The sequence below is a fragment of the Aeromonas sp. MTB genome, from assembly GCF_056632455.1.
Map to the genome: position 1 here is coordinate 2,445,274 of NZ_CP147026.1, position 21,006 is coordinate 2,466,279.

At 60.2% G+C, this 21,006-nt stretch carries 14 protein-coding genes, 7 tRNA genes and 4 pseudogenes; 7 read left to right on the forward strand and 18 right to left on the reverse strand.

The genetic code is table 11. The annotated features are described in order from the left end of the window. Positions 1-148: 148 nt before the first annotated feature. Both apt and WBR25_RS11250 read right to left on the reverse strand, forming a co-directional pair. The gene (gene apt / locus WBR25_RS11245) at positions 149-694 is read right to left on the reverse strand and encodes an adenine phosphoribosyltransferase (protein ID WP_005352403.1); all 546 of its coding nucleotides are present in this window, start codon (positions 692-694) and stop codon (positions 149-151) included. 134 nt (positions 695-828) lie between these two features. After that, entirely contained in the window at positions 829-1,206 is a 378-nt protein-coding gene (locus WBR25_RS11250) for a YbaN family protein (protein WP_100645745.1), read from the reverse strand. A 123-nt stretch (positions 1,207-1,329) separates the two neighbouring features. Here WBR25_RS11250 and dusC point away from each other — a divergent pair. The 3 genes and pseudogenes from dusC to WBR25_RS11265 all read left to right on the forward strand — a co-directional run bounded on the left by dusC (position 1,330) and on the right by WBR25_RS11265 (position 3,618). After that, positions 1,330-2,272 (forward strand): annotated as a pseudogene (dusC, locus tag WBR25_RS11255) (tRNA dihydrouridine(16) synthase DusC). A 97-nt stretch (positions 2,273-2,369) separates the two neighbouring features. Further along, on the forward strand, positions 2,370-2,738 hold the full coding sequence (locus WBR25_RS11260) for a TraR/DksA family transcriptional regulator (RefSeq protein WP_005333451.1): 369 nt from the start codon (positions 2,370-2,372) through the stop codon (positions 2,736-2,738). Between the two features lie 160 nt (positions 2,739-2,898). After that, entirely contained in the window at positions 2,899-3,618 is a 720-nt protein-coding gene (locus WBR25_RS11265) for a substrate-binding periplasmic protein (RefSeq protein WP_302245941.1), read from the forward strand. Between the two features lie 117 nt (positions 3,619-3,735). Here the strand turns inward: WBR25_RS11265 and yjjG are convergent, their stop codons facing one another. The 9 genes from yjjG to WBR25_RS11310 all read right to left on the reverse strand — a co-directional run bounded on the left by yjjG (position 3,736) and on the right by WBR25_RS11310 (position 7,174). Then, complete coding sequence (gene yjjG, locus WBR25_RS11270; RefSeq protein ID WP_005333455.1) at positions 3,736-4,416, reverse strand: pyrimidine 5'-nucleotidase; 681 nt, start codon at positions 4,414-4,416, stop codon at positions 3,736-3,738. A gap of 14 nt (positions 4,417-4,430) precedes the next feature. After that, the gene (locus tag WBR25_RS11275) at positions 4,431-5,930 is read right to left on the reverse strand and encodes a M17 family metallopeptidase (protein ID WP_335832404.1); all 1,500 of its coding nucleotides are present in this window, start codon (positions 5,928-5,930) and stop codon (positions 4,431-4,433) included. Positions 5,931-6,101: 171 nt separating this feature from the next. Continuing rightward, a tRNA-Met gene (locus WBR25_RS11280) sits at positions 6,102-6,178 on the reverse strand. A gap of 88 nt (positions 6,179-6,266) precedes the next feature. After that, positions 6,267-6,343, reverse strand: a tRNA-Met gene (locus WBR25_RS11285). Positions 6,344-6,431: 88 nt separating this feature from the next. After that, positions 6,432-6,508, reverse strand: a tRNA-Met gene (locus WBR25_RS11290). Between the two features lie 87 nt (positions 6,509-6,595). Beyond that, positions 6,596-6,672, reverse strand: a tRNA-Met gene (locus WBR25_RS11295). Between the two features lie 88 nt (positions 6,673-6,760). Continuing rightward, positions 6,761-6,837, reverse strand: a tRNA-Met gene (locus tag WBR25_RS11300). An 88-nt stretch (positions 6,838-6,925) separates the two neighbouring features. Continuing rightward, positions 6,926-7,002: transfer RNA gene (locus WBR25_RS11305), tRNA-Met, on the reverse strand. A 95-nt stretch (positions 7,003-7,097) separates the two neighbouring features. Then, positions 7,098-7,174, reverse strand: a tRNA-Met gene (locus WBR25_RS11310). 196 nt (positions 7,175-7,370) lie between these two features. Between WBR25_RS11310 and glgX the strand changes: the two are divergent. Then, a pseudogene (gene glgX / locus WBR25_RS11315) lies at positions 7,371-9,433 on the forward strand (glycogen debranching protein GlgX). A 94-nt stretch (positions 9,434-9,527) separates the two neighbouring features. On the opposite strand, the gene WBR25_RS11320 reads toward glgX, so the two are convergent. The 3 genes from WBR25_RS11320 to WBR25_RS11330 form a co-directional block, all read right to left on the reverse strand. Further along, positions 9,528-10,247, reverse strand: coding sequence for a hypothetical protein (locus WBR25_RS11320; protein ID WP_167556567.1), 720 nt, complete (start codon positions 10,245-10,247; stop codon positions 9,528-9,530). Between the two features lie 198 nt (positions 10,248-10,445). Beyond that, positions 10,446-12,083, reverse strand: a complete 1,638-nt coding sequence (locus WBR25_RS11325) for an ATP-dependent endonuclease (RefSeq protein ID WP_069555949.1) — start codon at positions 12,081-12,083, stop codon at positions 10,446-10,448. A 262-nt stretch (positions 12,084-12,345) separates the two neighbouring features. Further along, positions 12,346-13,224 (reverse strand): helix-turn-helix domain-containing protein, encoded by an 879-nt coding sequence (locus WBR25_RS11330; protein WP_005352438.1) that lies wholly within the window; start codon positions 13,222-13,224, stop codon positions 12,346-12,348. Between the two features lie 173 nt (positions 13,225-13,397). Between WBR25_RS11330 and WBR25_RS11335 the strand changes: the two genes are divergently transcribed. Together WBR25_RS11335 and WBR25_RS11340 are read left to right on the forward strand one after the other, a co-directional pair. After that, positions 13,398-14,315, forward strand: a complete 918-nt coding sequence (locus tag WBR25_RS11335) for a DMT family transporter (RefSeq protein ID WP_335832394.1) — start codon at positions 13,398-13,400, stop codon at positions 14,313-14,315. A gap of 69 nt (positions 14,316-14,384) precedes the next feature. Next, the gene (locus tag WBR25_RS11340; RefSeq protein ID WP_058058469.1) at positions 14,385-15,251 is read left to right on the forward strand and encodes a LysR family transcriptional regulator; all 867 of its coding nucleotides are present in this window, start codon (positions 14,385-14,387) and stop codon (positions 15,249-15,251) included. Positions 15,252-15,327: 76 nt separating this feature from the next. Here the strand turns inward: WBR25_RS11340 and WBR25_RS11345 are convergent, their stop codons facing one another. The 4 genes and pseudogenes from WBR25_RS11345 to WBR25_RS11360 all read right to left on the reverse strand — a co-directional run bounded on the left by WBR25_RS11345 (position 15,328) and on the right by WBR25_RS11360 (position 20,243). Continuing rightward, complete coding sequence (locus WBR25_RS11345) at positions 15,328-16,104, reverse strand: TSUP family transporter (RefSeq protein WP_005333472.1); 777 nt, start codon at positions 16,102-16,104, stop codon at positions 15,328-15,330. Positions 16,105-16,303: 199 nt separating this feature from the next. After that, a complete protein-coding gene (locus WBR25_RS11350; protein WP_429107237.1) occupies positions 16,304-17,059 on the reverse strand; it encodes a tRNA-uridine aminocarboxypropyltransferase in 756 nt (251 codons plus the stop codon). Positions 17,060-17,233: 174 nt separating this feature from the next. After that, positions 17,234-18,444: pseudogene (locus WBR25_RS11355) on the reverse strand (ROK family protein). 132 nt (positions 18,445-18,576) lie between these two features. Next, positions 18,577-20,243, reverse strand: a pseudogene (locus WBR25_RS11360) (methyl-accepting chemotaxis protein). A 123-nt stretch (positions 20,244-20,366) separates the two neighbouring features. On the opposite strand from WBR25_RS11360, the gene WBR25_RS11365 reads away from it, so the two are divergent. Continuing rightward, the gene (locus tag WBR25_RS11365; protein WP_429107235.1) at positions 20,367-20,822 is read left to right on the forward strand and encodes a YchJ family protein; all 456 of its coding nucleotides are present in this window, start codon (positions 20,367-20,369) and stop codon (positions 20,820-20,822) included. The last annotated feature ends 184 nt before the right edge of the window (positions 20,823-21,006 follow it).

Consider the following 21,006-nt stretch of genomic DNA (forward strand, 5'->3'; position numbering starts at 1 on the left):
GGCATTGAGGCCGGATGCTAACACAAATGGCGGGCTGGCTGTATCGGCTATCGGTCAGAGCGGGAGGGATCGCTTGATTTTCAAACCGATGCCCGCAAGGGCACCGGTTCAACGCAGGCCCGATGCAGAGGATCAGGCCGAAGAGGCATTACTCGCCGGCCAGCTCGACCAGTGAGACCACCTTGATGCCAGCGGCAGTCAGGCGGGCATCGCCACCCAGAGACGGCAGGGAGATGATGAAGGCCGCATCGGCCACTTCACCACCGGCACGGCGGATCAGCTTGACGGTCGCATCGACGGTACCGCCGGTCGCCAGCAAATCGTCCACGACCAGCACCTTGTCACCAGGTACGATGGCATCGGTGTGCAGTTGCAGGGTGTCAGTGCCGTACTCGAGGGCATAGGACTCCTCGATCACTTCGCGCGGCAGCTTGCCCGGCTTGCGGACCGGCACGAAGCCCAGCCCCATGGCATAGGCAACCGGCGCGCCAAAGATGAAGCCGCGGGCTTCGGTGCCAACAATCTTGGTGATCCCTTGATCACGATAATGATTGGCCAGCAGATCGATGGTGGCCTTGAAGGCCTCGGCGTTCTCGATCAGGCTGGTGATGTCACGAAACAGAATGCCCGGCTTCGGATAGTCGGGAATGGTCTTGATGCTTGCTTCGATAAATTTCAGGGTTTCCGGATTCATGTGTTGACCGCTTATTTTTTTGACCCAAGGGTGGCCATTTTTTCTCAATTCCCTTCTGCGGGAAATAAAAAAGCCTGTCACGCAAAAATGACAGGCCGACTCCATAGCATTATTGCTGCAATAGCTTAGGGACTTCACTTCACCATTGCAACTGGCTCCAGCACCGGCAGGCGCATTAACCAGGTGAGCAGGATCACCATTATGATAACCAGCAGCCCCTTGACCCACAGCAGTGGCACTACCGCCAGCGACACCGAAAAGGTGAGCAAAATGAAGATAATCGCGCGCCGTCTGGCCTGACGACGAATACCGCGATATCGCTGCCAATCGACGATGGGCGGGCCAAACCAGGGATGGGTCAGCAACCAGCGATGAAAACGGGGCGACGAGCGGGCAAACAGAGCGGCAGCCAGCAACATGAAGGGGGTAGTCGGCAACAGGGGCAGCACAATACCCACGATACCGGTGGCAAATGCCAGCCACCCGAGCGCCATCAGACACCAACGCTTCATTCCGTCTCCTTGCGTGATTTATCTCCCTCTAGCCTAACAGAGTTTGAGCGGGTGCTGACAGCGGGCCGCAACCCCACTACAATCTGCGCTCTTTTTTCTTGCCACTCTCGTCGGAAAGCCGTTATGCGCGTTATTTTGGCCCCCATGCAGGGGGTACTGGATCACCTGATGCGGGAGGTACTCACCTCCGTCAATGATTACGATCTCTGCGTGAGCGAGTTTATCCGGGTCGTCGATCAGCTGCTGCCCGCCAAGGTATTCTACCGCCTCTGCCCTGAACTGCTGCAAGATGGCAAAACCCGCGCAGGCACCCCGGTGCGGGTACAACTGCTGGGGCAACACCCCGAGTGGCTGGCCGAGAACGCCGTGCGCGCCATCGAGCTGGGCTCCCCGGCGTCGATCTCAACTTCGGCTGTCCCGCCCCTACGGTCAACAAGAGCAAGGGCGGTGCGGTGCTGCTCAAAGAGCCCGAGACCATCTACCGCATCGTCAAGGCGGTGCGCGAGGCGGTGCCTGCCCATCTGCCGGTGAGCGCCAAAATTCGCCTCGGTTACGACGACAAGGATCTCTATCTGGAGAACGCTCAGGCAGTCTTCCAGGGGGCGCCAACGAGCTGGCCGTTCATGCCCGCACCAAGCGCGAAGGCTACAAGGCCCCCGCCCACTGGGAGTATGTGGATGCCATTCGCCGCGCCCTGCCCATCCCCGTCACCGCCAACGGCGAGATTTGGGATCACAAAGATGCCCTCGCCTGCGCCAGGGTCTCGGGTTGCGATGCCCTGATGGTCGGGCGCGGCGCCATCTCCCTGCCCAATCTGGCCAACGTGATGAAAACCGGCTGCCCGCACATGAGCTGGGCCGAGGTGCTGCAGTTGATGGTGAGCTATACCGAGCAGGATCTGGCCAGCGAAAAAGCCGACTACTACCCCAGCCGCATCAAACAGTGGTTCAGCTATCTCAAGCGGGAATATCCCGAAGCGGACCTGCTGTTTCAGGAGATCCGGGTGCTCAAAGAGACGGATCCGATCCGCGATGCCCTGCTGCAAGCAGCCAAAAGCCACGGCTAACCACATTTAACTTGACGCATATCATCTTGATAAAGTTATCGGATCCCTATACTGCCCCGAATCTGTCGTCTGTCCTGTGGGGGATAATGTGTGTGAAATGACGCAAGCACAGTTGACTGTCTGGCGTAATCGCCTGCTGTCAGACTGGGCCCAAGTACGAGAAACGCTGATCGGTCAGCTTAAAGCCTGCCGCCGTGACGAGTGGGCCGAGCAGGTCGGTCACTGCGAGCAGGATCAACTGGTGGAACTGACCAGCCGGCTGGATCTGCCGAAGGTTGAGCAGAGCGTGGCCCGCCTCAAGCGGATCGATGCGGCACTCTGCCAGATGGATCTCGGCCTCTATGGCCTCTGCTCCGATTGTGAAGAGCCACTGTCCATCGAACAGCTGGAACAGGATCCGACCCTGCAACGCTGCCCGCGCTGTGAAACCCGCTATCGCAAGGGATTCCACGCCCACGAACTGTGAGGGATGCACATCTGTGCATCCGCTCAACCCTCAGCACTGGTTACTCCGTCGTTCCTGTCCAATACTCACCGTATCAGCCTGTTCGAGGGTATGCGTTGTGTACAGACTCTTGTTGTTATGGTGTTTGTGTTGCCAGGCTACGGCACAGGAGTCATTGGTCGTGGGCTGGGTCGACTGGCAGCCCTTCAGTTATCGCAATGAACAGCAACAGCTCCGCGGACTGGATGTGGAGCTGCTCAACGCCATCTTCCTGCGGGCCGGTTATCAGGCCAAATTCAGTGAAATGCCCTGGGCTCGCGTGCTGCACGAGCTGAAATTCGGCACGGTTCAGCTGACCATGTCAGCCAATATCACCGCCGAGCGGCAGCAATATGCCCGCTTCAGCCACCCCTATCGGGAAGAGGAGACGGCCATCATCATCCGCCGGCAAGATGCCGAACGCTGGCGCGGGATCACCACCCTCGAGCAGTTGATCAACACCCCCGACTTCCATATCGGGGTGCTCAAGGGCTTTGATTACGGCAATACCTTCCGCCAGTTGATGGCAAGGCCCGAGCTGCAACCTCGCTTGCAGATGCGCCTGCGGCTGGATCAGCTGCTGAAAATGCTGCAAGGGGGTCGGATTCAGGGGTTTATTCTGGATCCCCACGGACTGCAGGGGTGGCAGGATAAGGATGAAGCGCTGGCTCAGCTGCATACCCTGCTGCGTATCGAAGTCACACCGGTTCACCTGATGCTGAGCAAAGAGAGCACTACTGAGGCGCAACTGCAGCGGATCAATCAGGCTATCGATCAATTGAAACAGAGTCCCGACTATCAGCAGATCCTGGATCGCTATCAGTTCAGATCCCTGCATTCACAGGAAAATACTCATAAGTAAGGGGAGCATCAGCTCCCCTTACTGTCTCAAGCAAACCCAATCCTGTCTCGAACAACCCGGGTTGCGACTTGCCAGGACATTTTGGTCACCGATAACGTGATGGGTTAAACCTGGCTATCAGCGTCCCAGCACAATGTCGGCAAGGTGGGCGAAGTGGTGGATTTCGTGGGTGGCATCGCACTCGCCCGCTTGCCGCGCCGGGTTGTACCAGCAGGTTGCCAGCCCCTGCGCCGCCGCCCCGGCAATATCGGTTTTCGGATTATCCCCCACCATCAGCACCCGGGCCGGATCTGGCTGCCCCATCAGGGAGAGGGTGTGCTGGAATATGGCTGGCGCCGGCTTGGTCACCCGGATCTCGTCGGAGATCACCAGCGGCTCGAACCACTCACTCCAGCCCAGTTTGCCGAGCCGCCCCCGCTGAGGCACGCTGAAACCATTGGTGATGATCCCCATCCGCACCTTGCTGCGCAGCTGCTGCAGGGTCTCGACCACCCCTTCGAGAGGCATGCTAAGGGCAATGATTTGCTCCAGAAAGGTGTTGTTCATCGCCATGGGATCGGCGGCAACCTGCTGGGCAAAGAGGGAGAAGCGGGTCTGCTGCAACGCCGTTGCATCGATCTCGCCGTCGTTGTACTGCTGCCAGAGCCCGTGGTTGAGGGCGTGGTACTGCGCCATGCTGGCGTCATCAGCCTGTACGCCATAGATCTGCAAGGTGTGCGTCAGCGCAGAGGCGACCGGAAAATCGAGCAGGGTTTCATCCAAATCGAACAGCACCCAGTCATAGCTTGGTTGTTTCACAGAAATCCTTGTAATCATTCAGATTGTTCAGAGGCTTGGCGACCAACTCTGCCAAGCGGGCTGGCCAGCAGATCCAGCGTGAGACGCACGCCAAAGCCGGTCACTTCGCTGGAGACCACCCCATTGCCCCCCTTGTTGCGAAAACCGCTAAGGTCGAAGTGCAGCCAGGGGGTCTGCTCGGGCACGAAGTGGGCGAGGAAACGGGCCGCATCGATGTGATCCGGCGAACTGCCCGGCGCACACTGCAACAGATCGGCCCACTCGCTCTCGATGTTGTCGTCGTAATCGTCATCAAGCGGGAAGGGCCAGATCCGCTCGCCGCTGCGCTGACCCAGATTGACCAGCGATGTCATCCATTCGCTGCGATTGGTAAAGACGCCGCTGTAGCGGCTACCCAGCGCCCGTTTGCAGGCTCCGGTCAGGGTCGCGTAATCGAGCAGCAGATCCGGGGTATCCTGCACCGCCATCGCCAGAGTATCGGCCAGTACCATTCGCCCTTCGGCATCGGTATCGACCACCTCGATGGAGGTGCCATTGATGGCGGTCACCACCTCGCCGGGGCGATAGGCGTGAGGGCCGATATGGTTCTCGGCAATGGCCAGCCAGCAGTGTACCTCGTAGGGCAACCGGGCTCGGCTGATGGCGTAGAGGGTGCCGAGCGCCACTGCACTGCCCCCCATGTCCAGATGCATGCCATACATGCTGCCAGAGACCTTGAGGTTGTAACCGCCGGAGTCGTGACAGATCCCCTTACCTACCAGTGCAATGCGGCGCACCGGCTTGGGTGGATAGTAGCTGAGCTTGACCATGGCCCCCTGATTGTCTTCCGAGCCACGAGCAACGGCCAGAAACGCCCCCGCCCCCAACTCGGCCAGCTGTGCCTGATCATAGTGATGGCACTGCCACCCCTCATCTTGCGCCAGCTTGCTGACAAACTCGCGATAGCTGGCGGCCGTCAGCTCGGAGGCAGGCAACACCGCCAGATGGCGAGCCAGCCCGTTGCCCCCCGCTTCGCTGTAAAGGCGTGCCAAGTCCAGCACCACTGCGGGTGAAACCTTGATCTGCTGATAGCTCCAGCTGCTTTCACTGCGTCGCTTGCTTGTGGGCAACGAAATATTGGCGGCAAGCAGGGCTGACAACATCACTTCGGCCAGCATCACTCGCTCGGAGGGAGAAAAACCTTCCAGATGCAGCCCGAGCCGCTCCACATTGAGCCCAGAAAGAGGAGCAATCCAGCCTCTGATCTGTTTATAGAGGCGGTGATCCCGCGTCACACTGCCGGCCACAAACATCACCTGCAACAGGGTATTGCCATGCATCAGGGTAAAGGGCGCTTTTTTCCCCAGCGCAAGCTGGGTCTGGAGACCCGCAAGGGCGGGCAGCGAAAGCAAGGACTCCTTCTGCTCTTCGGCGATCAGCAGCAGTTGCAACGGCAGCCCTTGGGCAAGGGCTTCGGCCAGCGTGGCATCCCGGCTTTCAATAGCAGGAGGAAGATAGGTGAAGGGAGTGATCACAGGCGCGTGCCTCATCCATGAAGAGATACCTGATGATACCCAACAAATGGTTGATACGACCAGTTTTGGTCTTGAAAAAGCGTCAGAAATAGCAGCAATCACCAGATGGTGACGAGCATCAAGAAGGATTGTTCAATGATTGGCGATACAGGAAGGGAACGTTCAGAAATTTGGTTGCGGGGGCCGGATTTGAACCGACGACCTTCGGGTTATGAGCCCGACGAGCTACCGAGCTGCTCCACCCCGCGTCCGAATTGTCACCCTCAAGCCGAGCAGTAGCTTGTTGGCGTTTGTCTGCTTTCGACTGTTTACACAATCGCAAGCTGACGGAAGAGTTGGTTGCGGGGGCCGGATTTGAACCGACGACCTTCGGGTTATGAGCCCGACGAGCTACCGAGCTGCTCCACCCCGCGTCCGAATTGTCACCCCCAAGCCGAGCAGTAGCTTGTTGGCGTTTGTCTGCCTTCGACTGTTTATACAATCGCAAGCTGACGAAAGAGTTGGTTGCGGGGGCCGGATTTGAACCGACGACCTTCGGGTTATGAGCCCGACGAGCTACCGAGCTGCTCCACCCCGCGTCCGAATTGTCACCCTCAAGCCGAGCAGTAGCTTGATGGCGTTTGTCTGCTTTCGACTGTTTACACAATCGCAGGCTGACGAAAAGTTGGTTGCGGGGGCCGGATTTGAACCGACGACCTTCGGGTTATGAGCCCGACGAGCTACCGAGCTGCTCCACCCCGCGTCCGAATTATCACCCTCAAGCCGAGCAGTAGCTTGGTGGCGTTTGTCTGCTTTCGATTGTTTACACAATCGAACGCTGACGAAAAAGTTGGTTGCGGGGGCCGGATTTGAACCGACGACCTTCGGGTTATGAGCCCGACGAGCTACCGAGCTGCTCCACCCCGCGTCCGAATTGTCACCCTCAAGCCGAGCAGTAGCTTGATGGCGTTTGTCTGCTTTCGACTGTTTACACAATCGCAAGCTGACGAAAGAGTTGGTTGCGGGGGCCGGATTTGAACCGACGACCTTCGGGTTATGAGCCCGACGAGCTACCGAGCTGCTCCACCCCGCGTCCGAATTTTTTCTCGAAGTGGCCGAGCAGTAGCCAGTTCGATTTCTCCTTTCCCACCAACCGGTTACACCGGCTTTACTGGTCAGGATCTCAGATGGTTGCGGGGGCCAGATTTGAACTGACGACCTTCGGGTTATGAGCCCGACGAGCTACCGGGCTGCTCCACCCCGCGTCTGAGGTCGCCAATAATAGGCGCCAGCGCACAGATTGCAAGTAAATATCTCAAAAAAAGTTTATTCGTAGATTAATCGGACAAATAGTGCGGTCATTAGCAGCATCATGCTGTTTTTTCAGGCAATCGAGTCCTTGCCAGGCATCCGGCACTACACTCAATAAGGTGAACACTCCTCATTTTGGGTAGGTAGAATATGCGCATCTCCGCCGGTCACTGCCGTCAGTTGGGGGCCACACCCGACAGTCACGGCGTCAACTTTGCGATCTGGGCACGCCTCGCCAGCCGAGTCGAACTGCTGCTCTTCGCAAGCGCAGACGATGCGACCCCCGAGGTGATCCCCCTCTCCCCGCGCCTAAACCGCACCGCCTACTACTGGCATATCCATGTGGAGGGGATCTCGGTCGGGCAGCGTTACGCCTATCGCATTCAGGGCCCGTGGCGCCCATATGGCGGCACCCGCTTCGATGCCGAGAAGGTGTTGCTCGACCCTTACGGCCGTAGCATCGAGCTTGGCGCCAATTACGATCGATGGGCGGCGGCCCGTCCAGGCAGCAATCTGGCTTGTTGCGCCAAAAACAAGGTGGTCGATACTCGCCACTACGACTGGGAAGGAGACAAACTGCCCGCTCACTCCCTCTCCCGCTCGGTGATCTACGAGCTGCATCTGGGGGGCTTTACCAAGTCCCCAAGCTCCGGGGTCGATCCGGCGCTGCGTGGCACCTATCTCGGATTGATTGAGAAGATCCCCTACCTGCAATCTCTCGGTGTCACCGCCGTCGAGCTGCTGCCGGTGTTCCAGTTCGATCCTCAGGATGCGCCCAAAGGACTCTCCAACTACTGGGGTTACAGCCCCATGTCCTTTTTCGCCCCCCACGCCCAATACGCCTGCGGCGATGATCCGCTGACCGAATTTCGCGACATGGTCAAGGCGCTGCACAAGGCCAATATCGAGGTGATCCTGGACGTTGTTTACAACCACACCGCCGAAGGGGGTGATGATGGCCCCACCTTCTCGTTTCGCGGCATCGACAACGAGGCCTACTACATCCTCGACAACAACCAGAAGGACACCAACTATTCGGGCTGCGGCAACACCTTCAACGGCGCTCATCCGGTGGTGCTTCGGATGATCATGGACAGCCTACACTTCTGGCGTCAGGAGATGCACGTCGATGGCTTCCGCTTCGATTTGGCCGCCATTCTGTCACGGGATGAATCGGGTCAACCGCAGGCCAATGCACCCACTCTACGCACCATAGATACCGACCCCAACATCGCCGACATCAAGCTGATTGCCGAAGCCTGGGACGCGGGGGGCTCTATCAGGTGGGGTCACTGGCCGGCGCCCGCTGGCGTGAGTGGAACGGCCAGTTCCGGGATGATGTGCGCCGCTTCCTGCGCGGGGATGACAACAGCGTCACCGCCTTTGTCGAGCGGCTCTGCGGCAGCCCCGACATCTACCACTATCACCACGCCGATCCCGAGAAGAGCATCAACTTCGTTACCTGCCACGACGGTTTTACCCTGTGGGACTGGGCCAGTTACAACAGCAAACACAACGAGGCCAACGGGGAGGAGAACCGTGACGGCTGCGATCACAACTTCAGCTGGAACCACGGCCATGAAGGGGTAACGGAAGATCCCCAGATCAACGCCCTGCGGATGCGCCAGGCCAAAAACATGATGGTAGCGACCCTGCTCTCGGTGGGATCCCCCATGCTGCTAATGGGAGACGAGCTGCTGCGCACCCAGCGGGGCAACAACAACGGCTACTGTCAGGACAACGCCACCTGCTGGATGAACTGGCTGCCCAATGCCCGCAGTCAGGAGATGTTCCGCTTTATGAAGGAGCTGATCCAGTACCGCAAACACCTGTTCCAGCGCCCGGAGCAGGAGAGCATGCCGCTGTCGCTCACCGAGATCCTGCGCCACAGCGAGATCTGCTGGCACGGGGTCAACGCCGGGCAACCGGATTTCAGCCCCCACTCCCACGCCATCGCCATGTCGGCGCTGTCGAGCGAAACCAAGCTGGCGCTCTATGTGCTGTTCAACGCCTACTGGGAACCCCTCACCTTCAACCTGCCGAGCCCCCCCAAGGGGGTCGGCGGCTACTGGCGGCGGATCCTCGATACCGCCCTCCCCTCGCCGCAAGATATCTGCACCTTCGGCATGCCGCTGGAGGGGCTGACCCGCGAATATCTAGCCCAGCCGCGCAGCAGCTGCCTCTTTATCTGCGGGGCAGACGATTTCTATTGATCGATTGCTGTGAATTGATAGCAGCGATACCTGCAAGCCAGATAGGCAAAAGCCCCGAGTGTTGGCTCGGGGCTTTCTCTTTTCAGCGCCAGTGTCAGATCAGCTGGTGCAACACACTGGTAGCGGCAATCTGGGCGATCAGCAGGCCACACAGGGAGGTGGAGACCACAACAGGCGCGGTATCACGCTGCAAGTAGAGCGGGCTGAACCAGAGCAGCAGAGAGGCCACCAGCAGCGCTGCCTGGGTCACCACCGCCGGGATCAGGGCATCGAGATTGGCCTCACCCCCTTGCCAGCCCACCAGCACTGCCAGCCAGACAAGGCTGGCCATCGCCCCCACCAGACCGGCCAGCGGCAACAGGGTGTTGAATGCTTTGAGACGATGACGGGCCCGCAGCAGCATCAGGTGGGCAAAGGCCGCCCCCAGCATCGCCATCTGCAGCAAACCGCTCACCCAGCCCTGCAGTTGCAGCAGCCCGATGCCATAGAGAGCGAGCGGCAACGCAGGTAGCCAGAGCAGTGTCGAGGGGACTGAACGCTTGCCCTCCAGCCGTGACTGGGCCAGTGACAAGCCGACTCCGAGCACCAATGCGCCCCCACCACTCCAGATGAGCCAGCTGGCCGCCTTGGCCTCTACCGCCAGCATCAGAGAGAGCGCGGTAATGACCCAGATGGAGAAGAGCTGCTGACTGATGCGCGAGCGCTGGCCAGGGCAGATATCACCGCGCCACAGCACGATACCGAGGGCGATCAGGGCGCCAAGCGCCATCAATCCGGTGAGGGGAAAGAGCCAAAAAGGGAGTTGGACGAACACGATGCCTCCAGCAGTAAAGATTCGAGGTGCGCCACCGGGGCGCCAGAGAGGGGCGAGTATACCCAAACCGGCGGCTATCCCCAATCGCGACAAACAATCGTGGGCAAACAATCCGGGGCAATTTGCTGCCAGCAGAGCCCACCTTGAGGGGCGCCCTGCTGGCAGCCATATCCATAGTGACGGGATGCTGCGCTGGCTTTAGCCCTGACCGCGGGCCAGCGCCACCACCCGGGCAAACATCTGGCGGATCACCGGCGGAATATGTTCGGCGCCGAGCCGCTCCGCCTCTTCCACCACCGCCAGCGCCATTCCCGGCTTGCTGCGGTGATGGATCGCCTTGTTGATGATGTGACTGGCACTCCACATGGCGCGCCCGCCCACCCCGGCCTCGCGGCGAAACACAGCTTCAAAACCGTTGTGATAGAGGTAGTGCTCGATGTCGGCGGCAGGGAGCTGGGTCAGTCGGTCCCGCTCCCGCTCTCCCTTGAGCTGGCCCCGGGCCGAGGTGGCATACTTGAGCCCCGCCTCGTCGCCATCGGTCAGCAGGTGCCACTCGATGCCAAAATCCCGCGCCACCTTGATGAGCGGCGACTGGCCGCACTGGGCAAACTCGATGATCCGTACCCCTTCGGCCCGCAGACTGTAACCACAGATCTGCGCCAACTCGGAGAGCAGCCAGATCTCGGTCTCCCCCTCCACCAGCAGCCAGCAACGGGCAAACAGCGACATGGGGCGGTTGATCCGCACGTGGAAGGCGATCTTGCGCAGATCGTCGCTGCTGTAACGCTCGCCCCCCAACTGGTGACAGAGGATATCCTGCTGACGACGCACCAGCCGCCGCACCTGATTGAGCGGCAGGGAAGAGAGCAGATCTCCCGAGTTGGTGGTGAGCAGCTTCTGGCCCGGTAGTTGTTCCAGCAGCCCCCACGCCAGCGCCAGCATGGTCGGGTGCAGCCGGCTCTCCGGATCCTCCAGGATCATGATGGGGCGGGCCCCCTCCTCCAGCTCACGGTTGCCACGCGCCTGCAACAAGGTAGCCGCCATCCCCGCCATCGCCAGCTGCAGCGCGCGGTTATCGGCGCGGCGCAGCAGGGTATGCAGGTTGCCAGGATTGCGCAATGTCATGGGGCGATTGATGATGTCGCGCTGACTGCGCGGCTTGTTCTTGATGGGGGCCAGAGCGTTGAAGTAGTGATCCATCAGCTGGCGCACCGCCTGCAACGCCTCTTTGAGCTCCGGTTCGCCGATCCGCTGGGGTTCGTCGATCAGCTTGTCCGCCAGCTCGCTCAGGCGATGTTCGGAGAGATCTCCCCACTGCAATGTCTCCACCCCGTTGCGAGCGGTACGGGCGTCCCGCAGCCGGAACACCGGGTTCATGGTGATGAGCAGGCAGACCAGCTCGTGGGTATTGGCGATGGGCAAGCTCTTGCCTACCCCGTCGAGAAAGTCGTGAATGGTGAGCACAGAGCCATCCGCCTGCAGCTCAGCGCTGGCGCGATAGTGAATGCGGTGAAATTTGTCCTTGTGCAGCACCCAGGAGGGGCAAAGACGGGCCAGCCGACGGGAGTGCTGACACATCTGGGGTCTGTGCTCACTGAAGGTGAGCACCAGTTGCAGGTGGCGCGCCGGGGCCAATTCGGGATCTTCCGGTTGGTGAAAATCCTCGGCGGTGAACTGATAGGGCTCGGCATCCTGCCCCAGCAGACACCAGAGGGCGCGCAGCAGGCTCGATTTACCCCAGGTATTCTCACCGATCAGCACTGTGGTCTGATCCAGCCCGAGCGACAGGCGATTTATACCGCGAAAACCTTTGACTTCAATACGTTCCAGAAACATCCAGCCATGTCCACATCATTGTGATGGGGCAATAGTGGCAAAGTTACCGGAAAAATCCTATCGCAGGCGGGGCTTTTTCAACGTGAACTGTGAGGCACTGCAGGTTCGGGAGGGGTAACGACAGCGGTGCGATCTTGCGGGGCATTCCAGTGGCTGAACCAGAGATGACGGGTACGGATTTGACGTTTGCGATAATTCAATGGGCATTCCTTTCAATGGATAAGTGGTAGAGAGTACACCTCTTTTACCCAAAGTCTCAGGGTTATCTGTGACGAGAAGATGACAATTGCGCCCGCCACTGCCCCGGCGTCAAACCAAACGCCTCACGAAAACGATTACCGAAATGGGCCTGGGAAGAGAAGCCACACTGACTGGCGATGCTGGCCAGCGGCTCGGGGCCAGCCAACAGCTGCTTGGCCCGTTTGAGCCGCAGCCCCAGCAGATAGCGGTGGGGCGGGCAACCGAGACTCTGGCCGAACATGCGGGCGAAGTGGTACTCGCTCAGCCCCGCCTGCTGGGCCAGCTCTGCCAGCGTGACCGAATCGGCCAGATGGGCCTGCAGATACTCCTGCACCCGTTTGATCACCACGGGCGCCAGCCCGCCGCGCAGAGGCGGCAGACCGGGAGCCTCCTCGGTGTGGTGGCGGTAGGCGTGGAGGATCAACATCCAGGCGCCATGGGAAAGCGCCAGCCGATCGACCCCGTGCTGCCACTGCAGTTGCATCAGTTGGCGCTGCACCAGCGAAGCAGCCTGCGGATCGTCGATAAAGGTCTTGTCCACCAGTTGCAGGTGGCGCCCCTCCTTGTCACACACCTCCTCGGCAATACGGGTGAGGTGAGCCGGGGTGAAGTAGAGATGAAAGAAGCGAAACTCTTCGCGCACCAACCACTCGGATCTGTGGTGATCCGGCATGATGCACACCTTGCCGGTGCCGCCGTGGCCACCCGGCCCATCGAGTCGCTCGGTCTGCTCGCCCCCCTGCAGATAGACGCTCAGGGTGTGGTGGCCCGGCTTGTGATAGCGGGTCTGGTCATAGCAGTTGCGCCAACTGGCCACCCCGAGCCCGGGTTCGAGCCAGCAAGCGTCCTCTAGCCGGGCGCCGGTGCTGACCAGTGCATCAAATACCCCTGCTGTTTTCATTCGCCCCTGCCACCTGTTCCGGTTATGTGTACGGGTTATCCCGCTGCCATCCATCTTACCGACCGCGCCCGCAGATGACAGCGCAGGGCGATGAAAAACCGCAAGATGGTGCAATCCAGCCATCAGGGCTCGCCCCATAGTGGGTCATCTCTCCCTGACTCACCGGAACTGTGATGAATCTGATGCTCTATCTTGCCACCGTGCTTATCTGGGGCAGCACCTGGATTGCCATCGCCTGGCAACTTGGCCCCATCCCCATCGAGGTGTCGGTGCTCTACCGCTTCCTGCTGGCAGCAGTTGCGCTGTTTGCACTGCTCGCCGCCAGCGGCCGCTTTCCACGCCTCCCCTGGCACGGCCAGCGTTACGCAGCACTGCTCGGTGCCCTGCTCTTTTCCACCAACTTTCTCTGCTTCTACCACGCCACCCGTTATATCCCGAGCGGCATGTCGGCAGTGATCTTCGCCAGTGCCAGCATCTTCAACGGCCTCAACCTCTGGCTGTTCGAGCGCAAGCGCCCCACCCTGCGCTGGTTGCAAGGCTCCTTGCTGGGGCTCTTTGGCACCCTGTTACTGTTCTGGCCGGTGCTGGCGGATGCGCAACTGGGTGCAAACGGCTGGAAGGGGCTACTGCTCGCCTGCGGCGGCACCCTCTGCTTTTCGCTGGGCAATCTGGTCTCGGCACGGGGCCAGCGCCAAGGCTACCACGTACTGCAACTGGTGCCCTGGGGCATGGTTTACGGCGTGGTGCTGTTGCTGGGCTGGGTCACATTGCTCGGCCAGCAACTGGTGGTGCCCACCGATGGCCACTATCTGGCGGCCATGGTCTACCTCGCCCTGTTTGGCTCGGTGATCGCTTTTACCGCCTACTTGACGCTGGTGGGGCGCATCGGGGCCAGCAAGGCCTCCTACGCGACCGTGCTCTTTCCGCTGGTGGCGCTTACCCTCTCCAACTTTTATGAAGGCTTTGTCTGGCAGCCGGTCTCTGTGGCCGGAGTGGTGATCAGCCTCATCGGCAATCTGGTGATCTTCGCGCCGCCCTTAAGCGAATGGCGCATTCGACCGGCCAAGGCAGCAAACGACCCTTGCTCCTGAGCCAGTCAGCCCCTAAGGTAGCGCTGATCAATCTGTGACGATCCTGATGGCGATAAACAAGGGGGCGAGATGTTACTGGAAGGGCTGGAGACGCTGAGCCTGCTGGCAAGTGAAGGGACCATGGCCAAGGTGGCCAGTCGCCTCTATATCAGCCAGTCGGCGGTGAGCAAGCGAATTGCCCAGCTGGAGCAGCGCCTTGGCAAGAAGCTGATCGAGCCGGAGGGGCGCCAGATCCGCCTCACCCCGCAGGCCAAGGAGCTGCTTGAGCGAGTGGCCCCGAGTCTGGCAGAGATGAAAGGAGTGCTGGCCGATAGTCAGGATCTGGCGGATCAGAGTCCCCTCCCCATCGCCTGCTCCGAAACCCTGCTGGCCGGTTATCTCGCCCACTTTATGCGCGACTATCTGGAGCGCGATCCCCACCTTGCCCTCTCTACCCACCACACCCCGGTCATTCTGGCGCGGGTGCGCAGCGGCGATGCCCTGCTCGGCATCTGCGCCGGTCGGCTCCCGCCCGGCCATGGCCTCGGCGCCGATCTGCTGCTTGAGGAGCCCTTCTATCTGGTGGGCGAGGCGCAGCCGAGCCTGCCGCCAGCCAGCGTAGAAAGCAGGCGCAAGATCCTCACCATGGATCTGGAGAACCCCTCCAACCGCTACCTGCGCGAACCGCTGGCTGATTTGGGGCTGGAGCCCGCCATGGAGCTCGACTCCTATCTGGCGCTCATCGAACTCGCCAAGGCAGGTATTGGCCCTGTGCTGCTCCCCGCTGGCCTGCTGGGGCTGGTGGGAGAACAGGGGGAGATGGCCCGCCCACTGCCCGGGCTGGGCCGCCCCCTGCATCTGGTCTACCGGCCAAACAGCCTAAAGCGCGAACGCATTGCCCGGCTGGTGAGCGCCCTGCACCAACACTTTCGCCACCGCAGCGACACGCCGCGCTAGCCATGTAAAACACCAGATGTGACAACGGGGCCCTTGGGCCCCGTTAACAATTGCGATGCGGCAAGCAAGGCGCACATCAGATCCAGGCAAACAGCTCCGGATACTGGCTCCACACCAGCTTGGCAGACATCAGCAAGGAGACGGTCACCAGCAGCGGCTTGATCAGCTTCACCCCTTTTTTCAGCACCATCTTGGAGCCAAAGCGGGCGCCGATAAACTGCCCCAACGCCATGCAAAAACCGACACTCCACACCACCTTGCCACCAAGAGCAAAGAACAGCAGGGAGGCAATATTCGAGGTGAAGTTGAGCAGCTTGGTATGGGCGGTGGCGCGCGCCATGCCAAAGCCCGCCAGCGCCACGAAACCGATGGCAAAAAACGAACCTGTGCCCGGCCCGAAGAAGCCGTCATAAAAGCCGACACCGCCCCCCACCAGCAGCGCAAACAGCATGGGAGTCAGACGGCGGGAGCTCTCGGCATCGCTTACCCGCGGCGAGAAGTAGAAGTAGCAGGCAAAGGCCATCAGCAGGAAAGGGAGCAGGCGCTCGAGAATGGCGGCGTCTATGGTCTGCACCGCCAGCGTGCCGATGGCCGCACCGATAAAGGTGCAGATCACCGCAGGCCAGATCATGGCCCACTCCAGCAGCCCCTTGCGGGCATAGAACCAGGTGGCGGAGAAGGAGCCAAAACTGCTCTGCAGCTTGTTGGTGCCAAGCACCAGCGCGGGGGGCATGCCGGTGGCCAGCAGAGCAGGCACCGTCAACAGGCCGCCACCACCAGCGATGGCATCGATAAAGCCGGCGACAAGCGCCACACCGAACAGGGCAAACAGGGTAACCAGTTCCAATTCCATCCATAGACCTCACGAGAGTGGGTTGCCCGAAGGGTCGAGCAACCGGATATAACCAAAACGACGTTGTGCGGGGGGCTGCACAGGCTGTCCGCTATCCTAACGGGCCACTGACCATGAATCTAACGAAACAGTGGCAGCCAATTGATTCCTGATTTTCATTGATTTGAGCTGTCAGGCCCCTGCCCCCTCAGAAGGCCAGTTAGCAAGCCGTTGAAGCGACGCTCGCTTCCTTGATGGCCGCCAGCGCCTCACAGAGATGATCCTCATCGGCACCGGGGAAACGGCTGACCCGCCCGGCCATGTAGCGGCTGCTGAACAGATTGAACCAGTGCTGCAGTGCCTGCCCAGCCTTGAGCTCCCCCGCCACTTCCAGCACGCAGGCCGCCACTTCGGCGGTACAGAGGTGCTCATCGCAGTTGGCCACCCGCATGCCATAGGTGGAGAGTACATCGGGTTTGATGGCGAGCACCGGAAAACCGTCCAGATAGGGGCTCTTGTTGAACATCTTGCGCGCCTCCGGCCAGGTGCCGTCGAGCAGGATAAAGAGCGGTTTTTTACCCGGTGCCAGCGTCACCTCGCCGGTCAGGCGGGCAGGCTCCTTCTCGCAAGCGGGAAAGACCACATAGGGCTGCCAAGCGGGATCGGCCAGCAGGGCCAGCAACTCGGGATGGGGCTGGGTGCGTGACCAGAGAAACGCCCAGGTGGTATCCGGCAACACATCGGCGATCAGGCGACCGGTGTTGGAGGGCTTCATCGGCTCGCTGTCATACATCAGCAGGCAGAAACCGGCCTCCGCTTTGAGCTCGGGGCGCCACTCGCAGGCACACCAATCCTCGCGCAGCTGACAGGCCGGACAGCGGGCCAGGGTGCCGCCACGGGCAAGAAACGGTCGGGTAGAGATACTCTTGCGCCAGGCCCGCAGGCGGTTGACGGCGTGATCAGGAACAGGCTTCATCTAGGTTCACAACTGGAGTCAAAACAGGAACGGCAGCGATGCCAACAAGTCACGCCGCCACAGGGCGCGATAACAGGGGGGCTGCCGGAAAAGGGCAAGATTGTACCGAGTTACGCGCTGGCGGAACAGCAATCCCTGCCCCTTTCGCCAGACGCAGTGCCAACACCTCTTGTCTTACGACTCCTGACAGCTGCGCAGCAGCTCCAGCAACAGGCTGCCATCGCGCAGTGCCTTGTGCACCTGCACCGAAGTGGGCTTGGTGGGATCTTCGTAGAAGTGGGTGGATTCAATCTGCAGCCGCACCAGATATTCGGCGGGCAACTGGCTGGCCAGCGACTGGTGCAACATGGGGAACAGCAGCCGATCGGCACGGGTGATTTCCCCACCCAGCAGCAGCTTGCCCGGATTGAGCAGGCAGATGAGATTGGAGAGCACCTTGGAGAGACGACCCGCCGCCTGATGGAGAATATCCTGACAAAGGCTGTTGCCTGCCAGCGCCAGCTCGCACAGCTCGCGGATGGTGACGCTCTCGGGCAAGTCGTGCTCCTGCATCCGCTCGCGCAGATCCCGGTATTGCGCCTCCAGCGCCTGATTGGTCACCAGGGTGCAGGCACAACCAAAGCCGCCGCAGTAGCAGCGCTGGCCATAGGGCTCGAGCTGCAGGTGGCTGAGATCCCCGAGCAGCGCATTCTCGCTCTCGATGAGCTGACCATTGACCACCATGCCGACCCCGATGTCGTTGTGGACAAACACCAGCACCGCGTCGGCGCAATTTTTGGCGGCCCCCACTCCCGCTCGGCCTGGATCCAGGTGCGCACGTCACCGCTCACCAGCACAGGTACCGAGAACGCCTGTTGCAGAGTCGGGCCAAGGGGCCAGTTACGCAGATCGTAGAAGGGGAAGTGCTTGACCATACCGGAGTGGCGCTCTACCTGACCCGGCAGACAGAGGGCGATACAGGCCAGACTGAGAGATTTTCTCGGCAAAAACACCTTGATGGCGTGTACCAGACTGCCCAGCAGATCGGCGCGCTCCTCCTCGGTAAAGAGGTGGCGCTGGCGAGCCAGCGAACGGCCGGAAAAGTCAAACAGCGCCATATCCACGTAGCCACGGCCGAGACGCATGGAGAGAAACTGGAAGCGGCGTTCGTTGATGCGCAGCAAGGTCTGACGACGGCCGCGCCCCACTGAACTTTCACCACAGGTGACCACCAAACCGCCATCGAGCAGTTCCCTGGTGATCTTGGTGATACTGGCAGGCGAGAGGCCGGTCAGGCGGGAGAGATCGGTGCGCGACAGCTCCTTGTGCTCTTCCAGGCTGGCATAGACCAGGCCGTAGTTGAGCTGCCGGATCAAATCGATACTACCTTTCACGATCTCATTCATAGGGTATGGGGCAAAGGCTGAAAAAAAGAGGCTGGCAATTTTCACACATTATTGGTCAATCCCCAAATAAAGTGCGGCCTGAACCGGGGGTCAGGCCGCATCTTGTGGTGGCCGTCACGGACCATTGCAAGATCAATAACGGAATTGCGAGACCAGTTTGCGCAATTTGTCGCCGGTACTGGCCAGATCCCGGGTGGTGCTGTTGGATTCCACCGCCGCGCTGGTCAGCTCGCTGACAATCTGCTGAATGGCCACCAGGTTCTTGTTGATCTCCTCCGATACCGCGTGCTGCTCCTCGGCGGCGGTGGCGATCTGGATGTTCATGTCGTTGATGGTACTGACCGCCATCACCATGCTGTCGAGGGAGCTGGCGATATGGCTCGCCTCCTGCACCGTCTCCTGGCTGCGATCCTCGCTCGCCTGCATCACCTCCACCGCCTGCTTCACCCCGCCCTGCAGACGTTGCAGCATCTCGTTGATCTCCTTGGTGCTCTGTTGGGTACGACCGGCCAGCGAACGCACTTCGTCCGCTACCACCGCAAAGCCCCGCCCCTGCTCACCGGCGCGGGCCGCCTCGATGGCGGCGTTCAGCGCCAGCAGGTTGGTCTGTTCGGCAATGCCGCGAATGACCTCCACCACCGAGCCAATCTTGGCAGTCTCTTGCGCCAATTGTTCGATAACGCCGGAGGCGGTATGCACCTCCCCCACCAGCCGGTTGATACTGTTGATGGCCCCGCTCACCACACCCCGGGCGGCGTCCGATTCACGGGCCGCATCGCTGGTTGCCGTCGCGGCATTGGAGGCACTGGCCGCCACCTCCTGCGCGGTGGAGCTCATCTCGGTCACCGCGGTGACCACCTGATCGGTCTCGCGACTGTGACCCTGCATCTGATGGTCATAGTGCTCGCTCAGATGGTGCAACTTGTCCACCGCGCTAAAGAGGTGGTTGCTGGTCTCGCCCACCTGACTCACCACCGACTGGATCCGCTCGACAAAGCGGTTGAAGGCGCTGGCCAGCTGGCCAATCTCGTCCTGGCTCTGCACCTTGAGGCGCTGGGTCAGATCCCCGTCGCCGTTGGCAATATCGTTCAATGCCAGCACCGCATCCGCCAGCGGCTTGGTGACCCGGTTGCCCACAATAACGGTCGCCGCCAGAGTGATACCGAGGATCAACAGGATCACCAGCACACTGCTCTGCAGCGACTCGTGCATATTGCTCTCGCGCTCTGCCCGCAAGGCCGCCAGCTCGTTGTCAATATCATCGATATAAAAACCGGTGCCAATGGCCCACTGGTATTTGTCCAGCACCAGAGTAAAGGCCAGTTTGGGAGCATCGCGACCGATGGAGGGCTTGGCCGTCCAGTATTCGGTAAAACCATCCCCCTGGCGCGCTGACTTGAGGATCTCCTGGATCAGCAATTTGCCCTTGGCATCCTTGTCGTTCCAGCGGTTTTTCCCCTCCAGCTCGGTACGCACCGGCAGCAGTATGGTGTTGCCCTCGAAGTCATAGACAAAGAAGTAGCCATCACTGCTGTAACGCAGCGGCCTGAGCAACTCTTTGACCTTTTGACGATTTTCCGGTGAATCCGGCAGGGAATACACGGCATCGACGGCGGTTTTGGCCATCATGATGTAACTGCTGAGCAGCGCTTTACGCTCCTTGATGGCATTTTCCCTCGCCACCACCAGATCAGACTCCAGATCGCGCTTGGAGACCATGTAGTTACTGAGATTGACCACCAGGTCATCAACAGTACGGGGACTGCACCCAGTAACAGGATTTTCTGCTTTAGCGTCATCTTTCACATCCTTGCAGCTGTTTTTATTGGAATTCCTTGCTTACTCATCAGTATAGGTGCTGGCAGGGCGAGCCCAGCTTTCGTTACAATTCCCTTAAACAAATCGGCCAGAACGTGAAAATCATGAATCTTTGTCCTTGCGGCTCAACCCTTTCTCTCGAATTGTGCTGTGGCTCACGTCACAGTGGCGCTGTGGCTGACACCCCGGAACAGCTGATGCGCTCTCGCTACAGCGCTTTTGTGCTTGGTCTGGGGGAGTATCTGGTCCATACCTGGCACCCGGCCCACCTTGGCGGTCTCACCGCCGAAGAGCTTTCACGCATCGACACCCGCTGGGATGGTCTCGAGATCATCGCCAGCCAGGGCGGCCCGGAGGATGAAACCGGGATGGTGGAGTTCAAAGCCTGGTTTCTGGAAGGAGATGAGCGTCACTGCCTCCATGAGCGTTCTCGCTTCGTGCGTTATCAGGGGCGCTGGGTCTACACCGAGGGAGAGCAGGATCCAGCCCCCCTCAAGGCAGGACGCAACGATCCCTGCCCCTGTGGCAGCGGCAAAAAGCACAAGAAGTGCTGCGGCTGACGCATCACACCCCCACCAGACTCGTCAAACAGTGACAAGGGGCATCAGATGCCCTTTTTTTGTGCCTGCCATTCGCCACCAGCCCATTAACCGCTGCGATAACAAGCGTGACAAATGTCACATAATGCTCATTAACGCGCGAGAAAATGAGCGTTTGCGAGCGCAAATTTGGCCCATATCAAAC